The sequence below is a fragment of the Bacteroides sp. D22 genome (genome assembly GCF_000163675.1).
Taxonomy (GTDB): domain Bacteria; phylum Bacteroidota; class Bacteroidia; order Bacteroidales; family Bacteroidaceae; genus Bacteroides; species Bacteroides xylanisolvens.
Genome location: NZ_GG774795.1, coordinates 232835 through 252710 on the forward strand (window position 1 = coordinate 232835; position 19876 = coordinate 252710).

General features: G+C 41.9%; 14 protein-coding genes and 1 pseudogene. 5 read left to right on the forward strand and 10 right to left on the reverse strand.

What is annotated here, in order from left to right; genetic code table 11:
• Positions 1 to 79: 79 nt before the first annotated feature.
• The 3 genes from HMPREF0106_RS23335 to HMPREF0106_RS23325 are packed head-to-tail and all read left to right on the forward strand — an operon-like array spanning position 80 to position 2978.
• Complete coding sequence (locus tag HMPREF0106_RS23335; protein WP_008641097.1) at positions 80 to 1213, forward strand: ABC transporter substrate-binding protein; 1134 nt, start codon at positions 80 to 82, stop codon at positions 1211 to 1213.
• Positions 1210 to 2226, forward strand: coding sequence for a FecCD family ABC transporter permease (locus tag HMPREF0106_RS23330; protein WP_008641096.1), 1017 nt, complete (start codon positions 1210 to 1212; stop codon positions 2224 to 2226). The genes HMPREF0106_RS23335 and HMPREF0106_RS23330 overlap by 4 nt, the downstream gene beginning before the upstream one ends.
• Positions 2223 to 2978, forward strand: a complete 756-nt coding sequence (locus HMPREF0106_RS23325; protein ID WP_008641095.1) for an ABC transporter ATP-binding protein — start codon at positions 2223 to 2225, stop codon at positions 2976 to 2978. The genes HMPREF0106_RS23330 and HMPREF0106_RS23325 overlap by 4 nt, the downstream gene beginning before the upstream one ends.
• 103 nt (positions 2979 to 3081) lie before the next feature.
• Here HMPREF0106_RS23325 and HMPREF0106_RS23320 read toward each other — a convergent pair whose 3' ends face one another.
• The 9 genes from HMPREF0106_RS23320 to HMPREF0106_RS23280 form a co-directional block, all read right to left on the reverse strand.
• Complete coding sequence (locus HMPREF0106_RS23320; RefSeq protein ID WP_008641094.1) at positions 3082 to 4251, reverse strand: MFS transporter; 1170 nt, start codon at positions 4249 to 4251, stop codon at positions 3082 to 3084.
• 79 nt (positions 4252 to 4330) lie between these two features.
• Positions 4331 to 6706: a GH92 family glycosyl hydrolase gene (locus HMPREF0106_RS23315; RefSeq protein ID WP_009038775.1), complete on the reverse strand. Its 2376-nt coding sequence runs from the start codon at positions 6704 to 6706 to the stop codon at positions 4331 to 4333.
• The gene (locus HMPREF0106_RS23310) at positions 6703 to 7902 is read right to left on the reverse strand and encodes a glycoside hydrolase family 76 protein (RefSeq protein WP_008641092.1); all 1200 of its coding nucleotides are present in this window, start codon (positions 7900 to 7902) and stop codon (positions 6703 to 6705) included. Before HMPREF0106_RS23310 ends, HMPREF0106_RS23315 begins: the two co-directional genes overlap by 4 nt.
• A gap of 3 nt (positions 7903 to 7905) precedes the next feature.
• The gene (locus tag HMPREF0106_RS23305) at positions 7906 to 9132 is read right to left on the reverse strand and encodes a glycoside hydrolase family 76 protein (RefSeq protein ID WP_008641091.1); all 1227 of its coding nucleotides are present in this window, start codon (positions 9130 to 9132) and stop codon (positions 7906 to 7908) included.
• Between the two features lie 12 nt (positions 9133 to 9144).
• A complete protein-coding gene (locus HMPREF0106_RS23300) occupies positions 9145 to 10284 on the reverse strand; it encodes a SusE domain-containing protein (RefSeq protein ID WP_008641090.1) in 1140 nt (379 codons plus the stop codon).
• A gap of 29 nt (positions 10285 to 10313) precedes the next feature.
• Positions 10314 to 11918: a RagB/SusD family nutrient uptake outer membrane protein gene (locus tag HMPREF0106_RS23295; protein ID WP_009038776.1), complete on the reverse strand. Its 1605-nt coding sequence runs from the start codon at positions 11916 to 11918 to the stop codon at positions 10314 to 10316.
• Between the two features lie 11 nt (positions 11919 to 11929).
• Positions 11930 to 14977 carry a SusC/RagA family TonB-linked outer membrane protein gene (locus HMPREF0106_RS23290; protein WP_004313536.1) on the reverse strand — a complete coding sequence of 1016 codons (3048 nt, stop codon included), beginning with the start codon at positions 14975 to 14977 and terminating at the stop codon, positions 11930 to 11932.
• Between the two features lie 39 nt (positions 14978 to 15016).
• Entirely contained in the window at positions 15017 to 16117 is a 1101-nt protein-coding gene (locus tag HMPREF0106_RS23285) for an ROK family protein (RefSeq protein WP_009038777.1), read from the reverse strand.
• 33 nt (positions 16118 to 16150) lie between these two features.
• Positions 16151 to 17881: a class I mannose-6-phosphate isomerase gene (locus HMPREF0106_RS23280; RefSeq protein WP_032850964.1), complete on the reverse strand. Its 1731-nt coding sequence runs from the start codon at positions 17879 to 17881 to the stop codon at positions 16151 to 16153.
• Between the two features lie 142 nt (positions 17882 to 18023).
• Here HMPREF0106_RS23280 and HMPREF0106_RS23275 point away from each other — a divergent pair, with 142 nt between their 5' ends.
• Positions 18024 to 18752, forward strand: coding sequence for a GntR family transcriptional regulator (locus HMPREF0106_RS23275; protein WP_008024915.1), 729 nt, complete (start codon positions 18024 to 18026; stop codon positions 18750 to 18752).
• Between the two features lie 116 nt (positions 18753 to 18868).
• On the opposite strand, the gene HMPREF0106_RS23270 is transcribed toward HMPREF0106_RS23275, so the two are convergent.
• Positions 18869 to 19630 carry a hypothetical protein gene (locus HMPREF0106_RS23270; protein ID WP_032850946.1) on the reverse strand — a complete coding sequence of 254 codons (762 nt, stop codon included), beginning with the start codon at positions 19628 to 19630 and terminating at the stop codon, positions 18869 to 18871.
• Positions 19631 to 19687: 57 nt separating this feature from the next.
• Here HMPREF0106_RS23270 and HMPREF0106_RS27625 point away from each other — a divergent pair.
• A pseudogene (locus HMPREF0106_RS27625) lies at positions 19688 to 19876 on the forward strand (transposase); the annotation flags it as partial.

Here is a 19876-nt window from a genome sequence, read left to right on the forward strand (position 1 = left end):
AAACAAACTAATAATTAGTCCTATCTTTGCCACTCGAGAGCATCCACTAATCTTTTTTCTAATTAAAATCTGTATAAAAGTGAAATCTCCAATCTCAACTATCGCGTTACTATGCCTCTTCTTTTTGGCAAGCTGTATATCACGTAATAAAACATCTCTGGAGAGATTCAATCAGGATATATATACTCCCGAATACGCTTCCGGATTTAAAATCCTGGGGGCAGACAATGCGGCCAGTACCCTCATTCAAGTTTCCAATCCATGGCAAGGAGCACAGGACGTAAAAATGTCCTATTTCATTTCGCGCAACGGAGAGCAAGCTCCTGCAGGTTTTAATGGTCCTGTCATTCCTGCCGGAGCTAGAAATATCGTATGTATGTCTTCTTCCTACATCGCCATGCTCGATGCATTGGGAGAACTCAAACGTATTGTCGGAGTATCCGGCATCAATTACGTGTCTAATCCTTACATTCTAGCTCACAAAGATTCAATCAAAGATATGGGAGCGGAAATGAATTATGAGTTGTTGCTGGGATTAAAGCCGGACGTCGTACTATTATATGGCATTGGTGATGCTCAAACAGCTGTTACAGATAAATTGAAAGAATTAGCTATACCTTATATATATATGGGAGAATATCTGGAAGAATCTCCACTAGGAAAAGCCGAGTGGATGGTTGTTCTTTCCGAATTGATTGACAACCGGAAGAAAGGGATTGAGGTGTTCCGGGAAATCCCGAAACGCTACCATGCCTTAAAAGCTCTCACCGACTCCATCAGCCAACACCCTACCGTTATGTTCAACACTCCGTGGAACGACAGTTGGGTAATGCCTTCCACCCAAAGTTACATGGCACAATTAATCGCAGACGCTGGAGCAGACTACATTTACAAAGAGAACAATTCCAACAGTTCAACTCCTATCGGCTTGGAAACAGCCTACGGACTGATACAAAAGGCAGATTATTGGATCAATGTAGGTTCGGTCACCACATTAGATGAATTAAAAGCTGTCAATCCTAAATTTGCAGATGCTAAAGCCGTCCGGGAAAAGACAGTCTACAACAATAACCTGCGACTGACATCGACAGGAGGCAATGATTATTGGGAATCGGCAGTTGTTCGTCCTGACGTGGTGTTGCGTGATCTGATTCATATTTTCCATCCGGAACTCGTTTCCGATTCACCTTATTATTACAGACACCTGGAATGAAACAATCCCGCAGACGTACCGCTCTATTATTCATCGCATTAGGAATAGTTGCCATTTTATTACTATTAATAGATATGGCAACGGGAGATACTTTCATCCCTATATCAAAGATATGGACAGTACTCACCGGGGGGGAATGTGACGAAACCACCCGCAATATAATTCTCTCCATCCGCTTTATCCGCGTCATAGTGGCTGCATTGATAGGTATAGCGCTTTCGGTTAGCGGTCTGCAAATGCAGACAGTCTTCCAGAATCCTCTGGCAGATCCTTACCTGTTGGGAGTGAGCTCCGGGGCGGGTCTTGGAGTGGCATTGTTTATACTAGGCGCCCCGCTTCTCGGTTGGACAGATTTTCCCTTTCTGCAATCAGTCGGTATTGTAGGTTCGGGGTGGATAGGGACTTCCGCCATACTGCTGGGAGTAGCCATCATTAGTCGAAAAGTAAAAAATATATTAGGTGTACTGATTATGGGAGTCATGATAGGTTACGTGGCGGGAGCTATCATCCAGATATTACAATACCTAAGTTCTGCAGAACAACTGAAAATGTTCACACTCTGGTCTTTGGGCTCACTTAGCCACATCACGACAGGGCAATTAACGATTATGATACCAGTAATATGCATAGGATTACTACTATCCATCGCCTGCATCAAATCACTGAATCTGTTGTTGCTTGGTGAAAATTATGCACGCACCATGGGAATGAATATCAAGCGCTCAAGAACGCTTATTTTTATATCTACAGCGTTACTGACAGGAACGGTCACAGCCTTTTGCGGTCCGGTAGGATTCATCGGGCTGGCTATCCCACATATCACACGGATCCTGTTTGACAACGCCGATCACCGGATATTGATGCCGGGTACGATGCTGACAGGGTTGATCGGGATGTTGATTTGTGACATCATAGCCAAGAAGTTTCTATTACCGGTGAATTGCATCACTGCGCTATTGGGTGTTCCGGTTATTTTATGGGTAATAGGTAAAAACTTGCGTATATTCAAATGATTCAACTAAAAGATCTGACATTAGGATACGAACAACGTATATTGCTGGAGAAAGTTTCCACCCATATCACGGGCGGGCAGCTTGTCGCACTGCTCGGACGGAATGGTACAGGAAAAAGCACGCTTCTCCGCGCCATCATGGGGTTGGAAACACCTAAAAACGGAGAAATTATCCTGCATGGGAAAAACATCGCTTCACTGAAACCGGAGAAATTAGCCCGGAAGATTAGTTTTGTAACCACCGACAAAGTACGCATTTCCAACCTGCGTTGTAAAGATGTAGTCGCATTGGGACGCGCTCCTTATACCAACTGGATCGGACAGTTACAGGCAGAAGATGAGAAAAGAGTGGTTACTGCCATGCATCTGGTAGGAATGTCCGATTATGCAGAAAAGACAATGGATAAGATGTCCGACGGAGAGTGCCAACGAATCATGATAGCACGCGCACTTGCACAAGACACACCTATCATTCTTCTTGATGAACCTACTGCTTTTCTGGATTTGCCTAATCGCTACGAACTCTGTCTGCTACTGAAAAAACTCGCACAAACGGAAGGAAAATGTATCCTGTTTTCCACACACGACCTGGACATTGCCCTGTCTCTCTGCGACACGATCATGCTGATTGACAACCCACAATTGTATAGTCTCCCCACAAATGAGATGATAACGAGCGGACATATAGAAAGACTATTCCGGAACGAGTCTGTGACATTTGATGCACAAGCTATGAAGATAATCATCAAATAAAAACAAAAGTTTACTTCAGACGGAGAAAGCAACTTCTCCGTCTAAGAACCTCCATGTCATTGAGCAGGATTCGGGCAAAGATAGCTTCCTCCTCTCAATAAAACTATGCTTTGGCTGTTTTCACTCCAAAAGCACAATAAGTCAAATAAAACACACAAGCTAAAGTGACAAAAACGCCTCCGATAACACCTACTGTTCCAATCGCAAACCCAATAACTGGAGTAACTACTCCGCCACCGGCAACAGCAGTAATCATCAACCCTGAAATTTGGTTTGCTTTTTCCGGTCTTGCCTGCAAAGCCATCGAATAAATGATAGAAAATACGGATGACGCAAAGAAACCGACAGCACCGATACAAATCAGATTTACCATATCGTTTTTCACAAAGGCCAGAATAAGCAAAGAGAAAATACAGGCAACAATATTCACACGGAAATATTTTATTTCAGCGATACGGGCCAACAAGAAAGCACCCAATAAAGCACCTACCGTACGACTTAAAAAATAAACTTGTGGAGCAAACTTCACTTGTTCTGTCGTCCAGTCAAAACGTTCTGCCATCAGTTTAGAACTGATAAAGTTGGTGGCAACATCTACCCCCACAATAAAGAAGATACCCAAAAACAACAACAGAATCGTTTTATCCTTCAACAAAGAAAAAGTATCACTGATAGAAAGTTGCTGGGTTGCAGCACTGGAATCTTCTCGCTTAACAGGGGTAGCCATCAACCAAACAGCGGATAATAATGTGATAAAACCTAATATCGGGAAGCAATAATACCATTTGTCGTCTCCAAAGTGAGCTACAGCCAACAATACAATCTCCGGTCCAACGAGAGAAGATACAGCTTTGATTACCTGCCCTGCCGTCAAGCTACTAGTCAATAAACGTTGGCTAGTTACCACATTACTTAACAACGGATTCAGTGAAACTTGCAGAATAGCGTTACCAATTCCCAAGAGAGCATAAGCTATCATACAAGTCGCGCTATTATAAACGATCAATGGTAATAACATACCCACTACCGTTATTCCCATACTAAGAAGAACTGTATTTTTACGTCCCCATTTGTTCATCTGATTTCCAATAGGAATACCTAAAAACAGGAACCAGATAAATACTAATGAAGGAACAAATCCCGTCATCACAGGAGACCAGTTGAAAGTACGTTGAACATAATCGGACGAAATGCCGACTATATCACAGAAGCCCATTACAAAGAACCCGAAGAGAACGGGAAGAGCGGCATAAATAGAGTTTTGTGTTTTCATGTTTAACTCACTATATTATAAAATGTAGAATCCCCGGTGCCATTGTCAAGCGACATCGGCACCGAGGTAAATAAGCTGTTTATTCAGAACAATGAGGCGGATTTTCCACTCCCCATTTTTCATTCGGTTGATTACCCATTGTGAGTTTCAATGTTCCACCTTTATAGAGTTCATCCCGGTACATCCAACATTGTTCCAGCGGTTTACCGTTCAACGTAGCAGATTGTACATAATAGGCATCCGGTGTATTACCAGTCGTTTCAATCACAAACGTTTTTCCCGTCGCATTCATCGGACTAAGTTTGATTTCAATCTTATCAAACAACGGACTGCCAATCTGGAAAGTCGGTCGTTCACAAGAACCGCCCTGTACATCGAACAATCCCATTGCCGCCATCACATACCAGGCTCCCAACTGTCCCTGATCTTCATCCTGACCGTAGCCATAACCATGCTCTCCGTTTGTTCCGTAAAACTCATCACAAATCAAGCGCGTCCATTTCTGTGTCAGGTAAGGTTTACCGGAGAAATTGAACAACCAAGGAATATGAAGACTTGGCTGATTACCATGATTGTAAGGACTCTCCACACCTGCAAAAGCATAAGTTATCTTACCGCCACCAAAAATAGATTTACGCGCTTCGGTAAATATAGAATCCAACCGATTATTAACCTCCTCTTTACCCACTTTTTCAATCAAACGATATGGATGTTGAGGAACAAAAAATGTATATTGTACAGCATTTCCTTCCTGAAATCCTCTCCATGACTCCAGCGGATTAAAGTTATCAATAAACTCACCGTTAGGAACTCTGGGACGAACCAGTTTCAATGAATCATCAAATAGTTTTTCCCATCCTCTTGATAATTCCATCAAACGGTTGTAATCATCCGTATGCCCCAATGCTTTCGCCCACTGCGCCACAGCATAAGCACTAAAGCAATATTCCAATGTATGAGAAACAGAAAAGGTAGAGCCATCCGGATGTGTGCCATAATGAACACTGTTCTCATAAGGTACATATCCTCTTTCTACAAACTGCTTCACATCCATCTTACCTACCCCCTCAATGCGGCCTTCCCAGCCTAATTCATTCTTTAAAGCTGCCTGATAAGCCGTTTCAACATCAAAATCACGAATACCACTATTGTATGCACCTGCCAGGGTAATACTCACCATATTTGTCCCTACGCCCGAAACATATCTACTGGCAGCAATACCATCACCTAACCAGCCAGCATCTTTGTATACCAGCAACTGACTGTTAACTAATCCATTGTAGTATTCCGGATAAGCTAGTGCCCAAAGAGAAGTCAAGTTCCAGTAAGCCCCCCAAACTGCATCCGTATTATAATGATTATATATCGGCTTACCTTCTTTTCCCAAAGGTATCTGCCCTACTGTTCCATCATTTTTGGGATAAGCTCCATTAACATCGCTAGCAAGTCCTCTGCCCAACAAAGCGTGATACAATCCTGTATAAAATTTGATTTTGCTTTCATCCGTACCTCCTGAAACCAGAATACGTCCCAAGGATTCATTCCATTTATCCGTAGTTGACTGTAAAGCTTCATTAAAAGTCAAGTCTTTCGCTTCCGTTTCCAGATTCAGTTTAGCATTTTCAATGGAAGTATATGACAAACCGATCTTTACATTTACTACATCATCTTTTTTCGTTTTATAATTCAGGCACATAATAGCTCCTGCACCTTTGATTTCATTTCCCGCTTTCAGAGTACTATCTTGATAAAAAACCTCTACCGATTCAGGAATACGATCTAGTTTTGCATAAAAATACATAGCTACTGATGAACCCGCTTGATATTTCTTCACATATTCCGGTTCCGTAATCACGTAACCTTCAATAGTATTTCCATCTATCTGTTTGATATATGCATCACGCACAGCTCCACTTTCTCCCTGACGATTTCCAATATTCAAAAGAATATGAGCAGCTTCCGTCTCCGGGAAAGTATATCGCTGGAATCCGACACGAGCAGTGGCAGTAAGTTCTGCCTTTACCTGGTAATCCTTTAATAATATAGAGTAATATCCCGGACGCGCCGTTTCATCTTTCTTATCAAAGCGGGAACGGAAACCTTTATCGGGGTCTTCCAGTTTTCCGGGATTTGTTTTTACTTCTCCCGTTACAGGCATCAGTGAAATTCCTCCTATCTGAAACTCATGTAAGCAAGGAAAGCCATCAATCGAAGTATGATTATCTTCATAACCAATAGCTTCCCATCCTTGATTATTACCGTAAGTTCCATTGGTAGAAGCTCCCAGTTTAGCCATTCCAAAAGGCTCCGCAGCCGGAGTATAGAAAAACCAACGACTATGTACAGTTCCAATATTAGGATTCACATACTCTACCAGATTGGGACGATCAGGTGTTTTGCACCCTACAACACCTGCCAGAATCAACAGGCTACCTATCCATTTTAATTTCATCATTTATTTATTTTTCTGTTTGTAACTTCTCCTTTAATCATCGCCACACGTGCATAATACTCCGGCACACACGAAGCATCCAATAACCATTTCGGCTTACGTTTTTCATCAGTCCGCCCTGTCCAGTCATGATACATCAGTCCCGCCTGGTCACGTGCATGTTCCCAAGCATAATCCAGTCCTTTTATCATCGTATCCACATACTTTGAATCCCCCGTAACATTGTACAGATCGTGATAACCTCTAAACAAAACCAAATTAAACCAAGGCAAATCTGCAATATAAGGAATACCGTCTTCCGTATACTTAAAAAACACTTTGTAGCTTCCTTCTGCCAGAAATTTAGCATTATCCAGATACGCCTGCTCACCCGTATAATTATATAAAGCTACAGCTGCTTGTAACAAAGTACCAGTATTGTAAGTATACAAATCCGGGCATACTGCCGAAGTCGTTGTTAACCATGAATTCCAAACGACTCCTCTTTCCGGATCTTTCAGATATTTATCAATCCAATGATAGAACTTCTTTCCCACCTCCAGATAATACTCATCTTTAGTTGCTTCATAAAGTTTTAAAGCCAACACCATCGCTTTTCCGTTAGAACAGGCAGGTTTCTGATCTTTCACTCCTTCCAGCCAGGAAACAGCTCCTTCAAAGTTCTCATCCCAGCCACTTAAAATAAAGGTCAATACCTGTTTCGCTTTCTCCAGATAATGAGGATTTTTAGTTACCAGGTAAGAATCAATATAGTCAATCCCCACCAAACCATTGTCATCATAATAGCGGTCTACCTTTCCAAACTGAACAGGGTAAGCCTGATAACCAAAAGGAACACGCGTTGTATCATAGTAACGCTCCATTGCTATCACCATCGAATCGACATAAACCGTATATTTCTCCGGTTCGATGGCAGCCATCACCACTGCCGAAGAAAAGACACCACTCATAGGCCACAGATAAGAAACTTCTTGCGCTTGCCGGGTGGAATCATTAAAATAAGTCAGATCAGGACGATGACTGCTTGGGTAATATTCAGAGAAGAGACCGTGTTTGGGAACCCGGTAGAGTTCCCAAACACGCTGAAACATTTCTTCTGCCTTATCTTTATTCGGAGTCGTTTTTGATTCTCCGGCACAAGAAAGAAGCACGAATACCGTCGATACAAATAAAACTATATTTCTAATTTTACTATTCATATCCTATTCCTCTGTCACTGTTTCTCCTTTGTACAAAGCAATCATTCCCAAAGATTCGAGCGCAGCATCCTGCATCAACAACTGTTCAGCACGTTTTGGAGTTGCTCCTGTCCAGTCTTCATAGAACAGTCCGTTTGATAAACGGGCATTTTCGTATGCATAATCCAGGAAGTTGATGAATGTTTTGATATAATTGCCTGCATTTTTATAATAAGGCTCAATATCAATAAATGCACGGATCAGTTTTGTTGTGAACCAAGGATCATGATCAGGATAAGCCAATGCCAACCCATTAAGCGGACGTACAAAATAATTATACGCACCTTCGGAAGAAGCAATGGCACTATCCAGATAAGTCTGCTCACCCGTTATTTTGTATAAACGGACTCCGTTAGAAATCATCACACCTGTATTGTAAGTCCATTTTGTTTTATTAATGGATCCGTCTGCTTGTTTATCATTCCAGTAACAGCCATCTTCCGGATCACGCAAGTTAGTCAACGTCCAAGCATATAAACGTTTTGCCAGAGCCAACACATCCACTTTTTCCTCTTGAGGACATACAGAATAATATTCAAGCAAGAATAGCGTTGCATATCCATTAGCGCATGTCGGTTTATTCGAATCACCAACTCCCTGCTGTCCTTTCTGGTCCTCATTCCACCAAAGACCTCCTCCAAACGTATCATCTTCACCAGCTTGCAGGAACTCAACGATTCTTTTAGCTTTCGTCACATAATCTTGATTATTTAGCAAATTAAAAGCCTCTACCAGTTCAATCCCCACAATAGAATTATCATCATAAAAACGTGTTCCACTACCGGTAGTACCATTGGTTTGAGAACCATAACCACCCACAGTTCCACTAGGAGTACGATAATAAACTTCAAACCGGTCTACCATATCTGCATAATTCACATCATAACCTAAGGCATGCAAAGCTGCTGCTCCGGAAACCAGTCCGTCATACGGCCACAAGAAAGAAGCGGAATTATCCCCGTCTTTCTTAGGATAATTTTCATTATACAGTCCTTCTGTTGCCCCACTATTGATCCGGTAGCACTGATTAATCAAGTCAAACTGCTCTTTGGCACGTTTATGATAAACGACCTCCTCTCCGGGTTCTGACGGAGCAATCGGTGTAGGCGGGATATATTTCTCTACGTCATCTCCGGCACAGGAGAATAATAGTGCCGGAAGAATTGCTAAAATAGTCTTTATCTTTTTCATAACTTAGTTTTATTAATTAATCGGAGTCACATTAGTAAATGTATGTATCATCAATCCATCCGAATTCGTATCGATAGTGATAGTCGCATGCGTATAATCCAGACTACCTTTCATTTTCCAAAGATGATCCCACTGACTCCATTGGAATTCATACAAAGCATAGAAAGAAGCAGGTTCTCCACCTACCGGACGTTCGGCACTCACGCCATCACCTCTACCCCAACACATATCACCACCATTTACTTTTGCTAAAAAGTAGTAACGTTCTTCTATCCAACTTAACCAATCAGGAGCACCGGTTTCCGGTTTGGACGGATCAAGGAATCGGATATCGCCCTCTCCCACAAATTTACCATCACCAGCATACTCTAATACAGCTATATCTCCAAATGTTGCTCCCCAAATACAACGAACAGAAGAACCGATTTTGTCCGTGGTCATTGCCATTGTATTAAAGTTCACTGTCAGACGGGTTACTTCTTCGGAAGCAGCGACTGCCGTTTCGCCCTCCCCTTCTCTTAACTTCGAGCTATCATCAATATAATAGCTGAATGTTTCACCTGTAGTAGCAGACTTAAATGATATATTTCCTGCAGATAACTTCGTATAAATCTGGAAAACGCCCTCTTCTACACAACGGAACGGAATTCCCCCCTGTCCACTGTTCTCCGTAGCCGAACCATATAAATACAATTCAGCCGGAATATTATCAATTCCCTCTCCACGAGTTACTGTGATGGTAGCCACCTTGTCGGTTCTCTTCACCACTCCACCTTTCGAAGCATTTACCGTCCATTTTATATCTCCGGTTTCCAAAGGATAAATGCCTGCATTTCTGGCAATCGTATTAATAGCTGCATGAGTGATTGACAAACTGGTCGCAGCTCCCAAATCACTTTTCACCGTAGCCAGCGGCTTTGAAAAATCACCGTCTGCCTTATCAAACAGCACCTCGTACAATACAATTCCGCCATCTGCCGCACCACCTCCTGACCACGACAACACAACAGGCGTTGGAGATGACACATTCAACTGGATAGAAGCAGGGGAACTTAATTCTGTAGGGACTGCAAAATCCGTGTTCAATTCATAATCTTCCTGACATGAAACCATTGCCAGAAGTACTGAACATATCCATAATATCTTTTTCATAATCATTCCTTTTTGAGTCGTTTAACCAATTACCAATTCGGATTCTGCTCCAAATTACCATTCAAGTCACGTTCAGCCTGTGGTATAGGCCACAAATAATGTTTATTTGCATTAAAGGTTCTGTTTTCAACCCGAACGTATCCATCATCCGTACCTACCACATCATTTGTCTTTAATCCGTGACACCATCCATTCAATACATTGTCCGCAATTCTCCAACGGATAATATCTTTATGGCGATGTCCTTCCAATGCCAGTTCCGAACGACGTTCATTCCGTACAATCTCAATCAGTTTATCTTTAGAAGCTCCTTCCGGGAATTCCACTGCCGAAGCAAGTGTAAATCCGGCTCTATCACGAATTGGTTTAATAGTTGCATCCCAAGCCGTCTTATCCAGTTCACCTAACTCTGCCAATGCTTCCGCATTCATCAATAGAATATCAGCATAACGAATCAAAATCGGATTCAAACCGGAATAAAGAGTAGCACGATACGCATTATCCCAGTATTTCTTAATATAATAACCGGTAGCCGAACAGTCTGAACCTACCCCATAACCATCTTTACCTTCACCTTTCTCACAGTTGATAACAACTTCTGTTCCGTCGGCCAAAGTATAAGAGTTTCCAGTGTACATCACCGTTGCCTTCAAACGTGGGTCACGATTGGCATACGGATGACTTTCATCAAACGATGTTCCTGTTTCTTTAATTGTTTTTCCATCCAGCATAATATAACTGTCTACCAACTCCTGCAAAGGAGAAAGCTGGGAATATCCACCCAAAGTGGGCGGCAGGAAAACATACATCATCTGATGTTCACGACTAGTCGGACGATACTGTGCATCCAAAATTACTTCAGAGTTGTATTCATTAGCAATCTCAAACAATCCCGCATAACTTCCAAAGAGTTTAAAGCCCCCCTCTGTCATAATGGTAGAAGTGATATTTTTCACTTGCGTCCAATTACCTTCAAACAAATAGATTTTAGCTTTAATAGCCATTGCCGCCCAACGGGTAATCCGACCTTTATTATCCGCATCATAAGAAGTCGGCAAATAGTTACCATTAATCACTTCATCCAGATCGGCCAAAACATTTGCTATTACAGTGGCTTTGGCTGTACGTGCAATCGACATACTTTCTTTAATAGAAAGCACTTTGGTAGTATAAGGAACATCTCCGAATTTCGTATACAACTCATAATAATTATAAGCACGAAGCACTTTTGCCTCGCCAATATAACGTTTCTTCAATTCAGGATCCAAATCCGGTACGCGATCAATATTCTCCAATAGTTCATTACACATACGAATCCCCGTATAACGTCCGTCCCAAACCTTTTTCACGTAAGGGTCTGCTGTAGAATATGAACCATTACCGATATTCTGTGTAGCATCGTTCGGTTGCTTGGTATAAGCATTGTCCGTCATTGCTTCACAATAAAGCTGTTCGTCCATATTTCCCAAATAGGTATAGCAAGTATTCAACGCCTTGACAGCTGCTTCAGGATCCTCTTCCCAATAAGTCAAGTCCGTTTCTCTGTCATACGGTGCCGTATCCAAGTCAACACAAGAGGCACCGCCCACTACCAAGACAGCAGATAAAATCAAATTCTTTATAGTTGTTTTCATCACGGTACAGTTTAAAATTTAACATTAAGTCCAAATGAATATACTCTTGCCACAGGATAAGAACGACCACTGCCGTCTCCGGTATATTCCGGGTCCCATCCGCCTTTCATCTTTGTGAAAGTCAACGGATTCTGCACACTGGCAAAGATTCTTAAATTCTTGACATAGAGTTTTTTCATCCATTGTTGCGGGAAAGTATATCCGATCTGCGCATTTTTCAAACGCAAGTATTTAGCATCCTGGATCCAGAAATCTGATTTCGCTGCATTATTAGCAGATTCCGCACCCATTGTCAGACGAGGATAAGTAGCATCCGGATTATTCGGAGTCCAGCGGTCTTGATGGAAATCCATTACAGGACCTTCATTGTTATTATGGAAAGCCTCTACAGATTCACCACGCATCCACTTGTTACGTTTTCCTACTCCTTGCCACATCATCGAGAAATCAAAACCTTTATATTCCAAACCATAGGTGAAGCCGAAAGTATATCTTGGGAAGTCATTACCAACAATAAAACGGTCATCGTCCGGTTTAATCACACCATCGCCATTTTTATCCAGATAACGGATATCTCCCGGTTTCGGTGTAATACCTTCCAAGTGCGGTCCTTTCTGACATTCTTCCTCATTCTGGAAAAATCCATCCGAACGATATGCATAGTAAGAGTACAACGGATAACCTTCCTTGATAATTGTCTGTACATCCGAGCCACCGATAATTTCCGTACCGCGTGTATCTATTACTTCATTAAAGCTATCCGAAATATTTCCGGCGAAGTTATGCACTACCGGACCGGTCTTCAAACGATAACTTACTGATAATTCCCATCCTCTCGTCTCTACCTTACCAGCGTTTTGAATCGGGGCACCATTACCAAACAATCCGGGAACCGGTAAATTTACCAAAATATCTTTTGTACGATTATTGAAGCAATCAAAAGTAATATTCAAATCATTATTCAACAATCCCAATTCGAAGCCGATATTCGCCATACGGGTAGTTTCCCATTTGAGATCAGGGTTTGTAGAAGCAAATTCAGCCGTCTGCGCCAGCTTGTCGCCGAAACTGATACCGTTCTTTACAGACACCGTCTGCATGTATTGATAAGCACCAATGCGGTTATTACCAACCAATCCCCATGAACCTCTGATTTTTAGAGAAGGAACATACGGTTTCAGTACAGACCAGAATTTTTCTTCCGAGATACGCCATCCTGCCGAGAAAGACGGGAAGACTCCCGAACGGTTTCCTTTCGCAAAATAAGAAGAATAGTCATTACGGATATTAAATTCCAGCAGATATTTCTCATCATAATTATAAGTGGCTCTTGCAAAACCGGAATAGATAGCCCAGTCACTTGCCGAACCACCATTGCTAACTTTATCCCCACTCAAATCACCTACAAAAATATCATATTTAGAATCCTCCGTCAAACGACTGGTAGAGAACTGCTTTTCAGAGAAACCCTCATAAGCATATCCTAATAATCCACCGATAGAGTGTTTCCCTATTTTCGTATTATAAGTCACCATAAGATTGGTAGTGATATTCTTAGAACGATAGAATTGCTCGGTCAACTTATTTTCACTATCTCCCGTACCTTCGAAGGCCTTCCGGTTCTCATGCAAATTATTATTCCAAACACGTCCACCGGCACTTCCGATCAGTTTCAGTCCTTTATATACTTCCCATTCGGCTTGTATGGTTCCCAACAATTCATCATTCACATTCTGGCGATAACCGCCTTCTTCCAAACGCTGCAAACCGTTTGAGTTACTTCCGGCAGGATAATTATAACTGCCATCCTCATTCTTGATCGGGTAAATCGGCGGCATACGGTTTGCCTGCTCGATAATCCATTCCGTCCAGTAAGCATGTTCTTTAATGTCATTACGGGCAAATTGAGAAGTCAAATTCAATGTAAAGTTATTCGTCACCTTATGGCTTACATTCAGACGTGCATTGTAGCGTTTATAACCATAATCAGGTCCCTTGAACATACTGTTCTGATCCATATAACCCAAAGAAGCCATGTAAGACAACTGGTCGTTACCTCCTGTCATCGAAACATTGTGTGAACTTTGAGGAGAATTACGGTGATACAGTTCTTTCACCCAATTTACATTCGGACCGCCATTTCTAAATTGCGCAATCTGCTCGGGAGTGAATTTTGCAGCTCTTCCCGAATTAACAGCCGCTTCATTATACAGTTCAGCGTATACCCACGAGTCTGCTATCTTAGGCAATGAAGTAGGCTGCTGAACACCATACATAAAATCATAAGAGATTTCCACCTTACCGGCTTTTCCTTTCTTGGTAGTAACAAGTACCACACCATTGGAAGCACGTGAACCATAAATAGCAGTAGAAGACGCATCTTTCAAAATAGAAATCTGCTCAATATCAGCCGGATTCAAATTGCCCAGCGATCCTTCAATTCCGTCAATAATCACCAACGGATCATTGTTGTTCATCGTATTCAATCCACGGATATTAATAGAAGGAACACTACCCGGAGTAGAACTTCCCTGCTGAATAACCAAACCGGGAGTCGTTCCCTGCATCGCTTCCAATACATTGGAAATCGGCTTTCCTTCCAATTCATCCGTAGAAACAGAAGACACAGCTCCTGTCAGGTTGACTTTCTTCTGCACGCCGTAGCCTACCACTACCACATCTTTCAAAGTAACCACATCCGACTTCAACACCACATTGATAAACTGGCGGCCGTTCACCGGAACTTCCTGTGTTTCATATCCAATTGAGGAAACTACCAATACCGCTTTCGAAGCAACATTCAGTGAAAAATTTCCATCCATATCCGTAGCCGTACCCGTAGATACACCTTTCACCAGCACGGTAGCCCCAATCACGGGTTCCCCGTCTGCCATTACCTTACCTTTCACTGCGATTGTATTAGATTGCGCATACAGTTTGGAACCAACAGCCACATTCATACAAACAATCAACATAACAGCCAATAATTGCCAACTCGAAAATGCCGTTCTGAAAAGCCGGCGGGCAAATTGCGCGTTCAATAGATTAGATTGTTTCATAACATTTTATATTTGAATTAATAGAAGAGTTATCATATATTATAAGATATTAAGTTGGGACAAAGCAAAGGAATAAGCCCCTAAAGCAACAGCCCTGCTTGCTCCTAATGTAGAAACAGCAATGCCTATTTTCTTGTGACAGGCATAATGTACCTCTCTCTCCGAAAATGGTATTTTCACCATCTTGTCTTTTTCTTCCAGAAATTTATCAAATGCCTCTTTTTCGGACAGATTGAACACCTCCATCTGCAAACAAGGGAAAGAAGCTCCTGCAAACGTGCCAATCTGCCGATTCATCTCATTCATAATTCCCGGAAGTATGTATTTAGCCGCTCCAGCCACTCCTCCGCCAATCACTACCAAGCCATCAACAATATTCAATGCACGGATGATAGCATCACCGGCCATCTCTCCAAGTTCGTTAAAACTCCGGACAGCAGCCTGCTGATCTCCCTCTGCAGTCCCTTCGGCAATATCATATATATCTTTGGGAGTCAAAGAAAAAGCATCCTTTCCGGTCAATTCCTGATATACTCGCCTGACAGCCCTGATGCTGACACTTTCTTCCGCGATCATTTCGGGATATTTCTTATTCCGCATAATCCAGACGTCGCCGCCGCAACCGTTGTCTCCGGTCAGTAACCGGCTGTCAATCACCACTCCGGCACCAAACCCTGTACCCAGCGTAATTCCGAGCAGGTTCTTATATACCTTACTGCTGCCTGCTTCTTTCAGGCGTTTATTCACTTCGGGCAAAGTGCCTGCCAAGGCTTCGCCATAAGCAAACAAATTACCGTCATTATTAATAAAAACCGGAATACCAAACTGTTCCCTCAAATAAGGTCCAAGTGCCACTCCTCCCCTGAAGGCCGGGAAGTTAGGCAAGTCACCAATAATTCCATGCTCATAGTCAGCAGGCCCGGGGAAAGCAAAACTGATAGCTACCGGAAGTTTCGGCAATCGTTTTTCAACTTCCAGGAAACCTTCTACAAGAACAGACAAGCAACGCTCCAAGTCGTCGGACGCTGCCGGAAGGCAAATAGGTTCCACTATTTCGCGACAGCCTTGTATGGCTGAAAACACGAAATTAGTGCCTCCCGCATCGAGCGTCATTACGATTCGTTCATCATGTTCATACATAGTTCTCAAGATATTAGATGATTTATTTCATTATTAAAAGCGTACGTAAGCTTTGATCGTTACACATTCTTTTCCTGCAGATTTACCATACGGGGCAATGGTATATTCTTTCACCCCGGCAGGAATGATAAATGTTTCGGCATAATGTACCACGAAAGGTTCAAAAGCATGAGTAGGACTCTCAACTACGGCCTCTTCTCCCTCCAACAGATTCAGTACATTTACACTATCGTTTGTATGATGCAATACCGGTGATGAGAAACGGTGACGGCGGGTTTCGATAAATTCGTTCGGATGCAATCCGGTACGTTCTTCTATCCAGCCTTCTCCGGAAGCAACCTCCTTGAACTGGTTGCGAAGATGTTCATTCACATATTCCGTATCCCGGTTCCAGTTGATTACGCATTTACCACGTTCCACATTGATCGGACGCGGTTTTCCATCCAGTCCCAAGCGTTGCCAGTCCCATAGTTTGAAAGTAAAGAGGTTCGGAGTCGAGCTGATTTCAAGCACCATACTGTTGGCACCGGAACAATGAACGGTTCCTCCCGGGATCAGAAAGTGGTCGTGTTTCTTCGTCGGAATCTTATTTACGTATTTTTCTGCGTCAAACACCAGTTCACCTTTTTGTGCTTTACGCAAATCGCCGATCATCGCTTCTTTGTCCACTCCTGTCTTCACTCCCAGATAAACGACGGCATCTTCTTCCGCGTCTACCATGTAGTAACTTTCATCCTGCGTGTAGTACATACCGAAGCTGTCACGGATAAATTGAGTAGTAGGATGCACCTGCAAACTCAAATTACCTCCGCCCATCGTATCCAAAAAGTCGAAACGAATAGGGAAGTCTTTTCCAAAGCGTGCCTCCACCGGTTCACCAAGCAACTCTTTACTTTTCAGCAAAACCAAATCAACCGAAGGCAGTTCAAAGCGCACTCCGTTCACTTCAAAATAAAGGCTGTTCTCTTCAGGTACACAGTCAAAGCACCAGCCGAAATTTTCGCGTTCACGATCCAGGTCACAAACCTCTTTCATCCATTGACCACCCCAGGGAGCCGGATCGAAGAAAGGAACTACCCGGAACGGTGTGTTCACCGTTGCCTCTACCCCTTTAAAGAAAGTATCCTTATCAATCATCTTCGGTGTCCCGGCCACATGGGTGTCAATCCAGAATTCTACCCTGTCAAACAATCTTTCCTTATACCTATCACATACTCTCCAATCGTTGAAATACCCTCTCTTGTATTGCAAAGAAACAGCATCGTTCCGATTGTCTATACCTAAAGCTTTTACCTCATGCCGGCGGAAACGTTGTTGGATTTCCCAACGTGCCATATCCGCATAAACTACCATCGCATCCTGCGGAGCAACAACAGCAGCTCCCGTACCTATGATTACAATGGTTTCTTTCGCTTCACTGATTTGCTTCCGTGCAGCAGCCACCTTATCCGCATCCAAATAATCTTCCAGCTTCAAATTGGTAACATAGCCGAATAACACATCTTCAGTCATGAAGCGTTCTGTCAACGTTTGAATTTCTTTTTCCGGTTTCATCAAATCACGTACATTCATCACTCTTCCGGAGAATTCTTTTGAAAAAGCATCCAGCACTTCTTCTTCATATACTCCTGTATATAAATCCATCGCCAGCACTTTTCTTGCATCCATTTTCTCTTTTAACATAGAAATGATAGAATCCCACCCCTGAACAAGCATCCCCGTCAGCTTCGTAGAAGGAAATTTATCATAATTAGCTTTTCTCATGTTTATAGCGTTTTTAAATTTTATATGTTCATACATATTTTCAATTGTGCAAATATATAGATTTTATTTTTATTCCAAACAAAACTTGGATTATTTTTTGATAAATCTTATATTTGCTGAAAATAAACCAATCAGAATAGATATGAAATTAGATCATAATAGTGATAAACCGCTTCATATTCAGGCAGAAGAGATACTAAGAAGACTCATAGAATCTGAAGAGTACAAAAACGGAAAGCTATTTCCCAATGAGGTCGAATTGTCTGAACAATTACATATTTCAAGGAACACATTGAGACAAGCTATCAACAAGCTCGTGTTTGAGGGGCTTTTGGTACGCAAGAAAGGCTACGGAACGAAGGTAGTAAAGAAAGGTATCGTAGGCGGAGTAAAGAACTGGCTTAGTTTCTCACAGGAGATGAAGATGTTAGGTATCGAGATTCGCAATTTCGAGCTACATATCAGTTTAAAGCGTCCAACTGAAGAAATCGGCACATTCTTTGATTTAGGTTCCAGTCCCGACACTCGCTGTGTAGTGATGGAGCGTGTCAGAGGAAAAAAAGAATATCCGTTTGTTTACTTCATCTCTTATTTCAACCCTAATATTCCACTGACTGGAGAGGAAGATTATACACGCCCCTTATACGAAATGCTGGAAACCCAATATAATATAGTGGTAAAGACCAGCAAGGAGGAGATTTCAGCCAGACTTGCAGGGGAATTTATTGCAGAGAAACTGGAGATAAAATCCAATGACCCTATATTAATAAGGAAAAGATTTGTTTATGATGTGAACGGAGTACCTATTGAATACAACGTCGGGTATTATCGGGCAGACAGCTTTACTTATACAATAGAGGCAGAGAGATAGACAGTATGTTCATACATATATAATATAAGGAGGCTATTTTAGAAGTTGAAATCTCTATCTTTCCTTCAAAATAACCTCTTTATATCATCTCTCTTTCCATAATTATGTCCTACCCGTCATTTATTATCAAACTTACCATTAGAGCATCCAGCAAGAATCCGATCCAGACTTTCATCCACAACACCTATCATCTGAAGTTTGGATAATAAATGATAGTAGGAAGTTTTTCCTACTCCTTCTATTCTCAACAGACTTTTCCAACCTCTTCCCGATACGATTTCCAATAAGTCTTTTACTGTTCGAACATCTTGATTATACAAGATATTAGCCAACCGAGTATCAGCTACTTTACAAACAGGCAATTGAAGTATCCACTCCTCCTGCCCAACATTTATATTCTTATTATTGTCTGCCAAAGATAAAAAACGAGCATCGATAGCACGCTTTCGATAAGTAGCCAATATATCTTTTTTCAGTTTCAACCCTTTAAGTATAGAGTTATACATTTGCAATGTCTTCCCATAGGTAATTTGATGTCGAACAGCCACTTTCTCTATTGATTCTCCTGTAGAAATAGAATAGAAAACATTGCGGGTAACAGGGTGAAGAATCAATGCTGACAGTTCACGAATGATTATTTCATATAGCGGTTTACAAGTCTTCTGTGTTCTCAATACATATAATAGATCATCGTATTTGGAAATGATAAAGTCACGTTCCAATTTCTTTTCTTCTACAATTTTAGAAAGGTAATCTGTTTCTAAACCAAGTCTTTTGTGAGCTTCCAGATAAGCATCCAAACTCTCATCATCCAAAAACAACTGATCGTCGATTCGGGAACTCGTAATGTATCCAAGATTTGCCCAATTCTTTAGAATAGCTTCGGCTCAGTCTGAAACCTTGGGGGATTGCGTTAAAATTCTTATTTTTGCATCATGAAAACATCCTCTTCCCAAACGATTGATCCTGTTGCTTCTTTAAGCTTGTTCTTGCCTTCAGGAATCCTTGATTACTTTACCCTAGTCAATCATGTTTCTCAGGATACTTGCTTTATTCTTTATTTAGAGGAGAAAGCCACTATTCCTGCTGAGTACTCTGATCTACATCTTCACTCAAAAGGTTTC

Bases quoted from the DNA above. Each gene is read 5' to 3' on its own strand.
- HMPREF0106_RS23325 (WP_008641095.1), top strand. From the start codon at position 2,223: ATGATTCAACTAAAAGATCTGACATTAGGATACGAACAACGTATATTG.
- HMPREF0106_RS23330 (WP_008641096.1), top strand. From the start codon at position 1,210: ATGAAACAATCCCGCAGACGTACCGCTCTATTATTCATCGCATTAGGA.
- HMPREF0106_RS23315 (WP_009038775.1), bottom strand. From the start codon at position 6,706: ATGATGAAATTAAAATGGATAGGTAGCCTGTTGATTCTGGCAGGTGTT.
- HMPREF0106_RS23300 (WP_008641090.1), bottom strand. From the start codon at position 10,284: ATGAAAAAGATATTATGGATATGTTCAGTACTTCTGGCAATGGTTTCA.
- HMPREF0106_RS23310 (WP_008641092.1), bottom strand. From the start codon at position 7,902: ATGAATAGTAAAATTAGAAATATAGTTTTATTTGTATCGACGGTATTC.
- HMPREF0106_RS23275 (WP_008024915.1), top strand. From the start codon at position 18,024: ATGAAATTAGATCATAATAGTGATAAACCGCTTCATATTCAGGCAGAA.
- HMPREF0106_RS23295 (WP_009038776.1), bottom strand. From the start codon at position 11,918: ATGAAAACAACTATAAAGAATTTGATTTTATCTGCTGTCTTGGTAGTG.
- HMPREF0106_RS23285 (WP_009038777.1), bottom strand. From the start codon at position 16,117: ATGTATGAACATGATGAACGAATCGTAATGACGCTCGATGCGGGAGGC.
- HMPREF0106_RS23280 (WP_032850964.1), bottom strand. From the start codon at position 17,881: ATGAGAAAAGCTAATTATGATAAATTTCCTTCTACGAAGCTGACGGGG.
- HMPREF0106_RS23305 (WP_008641091.1), bottom strand. From the start codon at position 9,132: ATGAAAAAGATAAAGACTATTTTAGCAATTCTTCCGGCACTATTATTC.
- HMPREF0106_RS23320 (WP_008641094.1), bottom strand. From the start codon at position 4,251: ATGAAAACACAAAACTCTATTTATGCCGCTCTTCCCGTTCTCTTCGGG.
- HMPREF0106_RS23290 (WP_004313536.1), bottom strand. From the start codon at position 14,977: ATGAAACAATCTAATCTATTGAACGCGCAATTTGCCCGCCGGCTTTTC.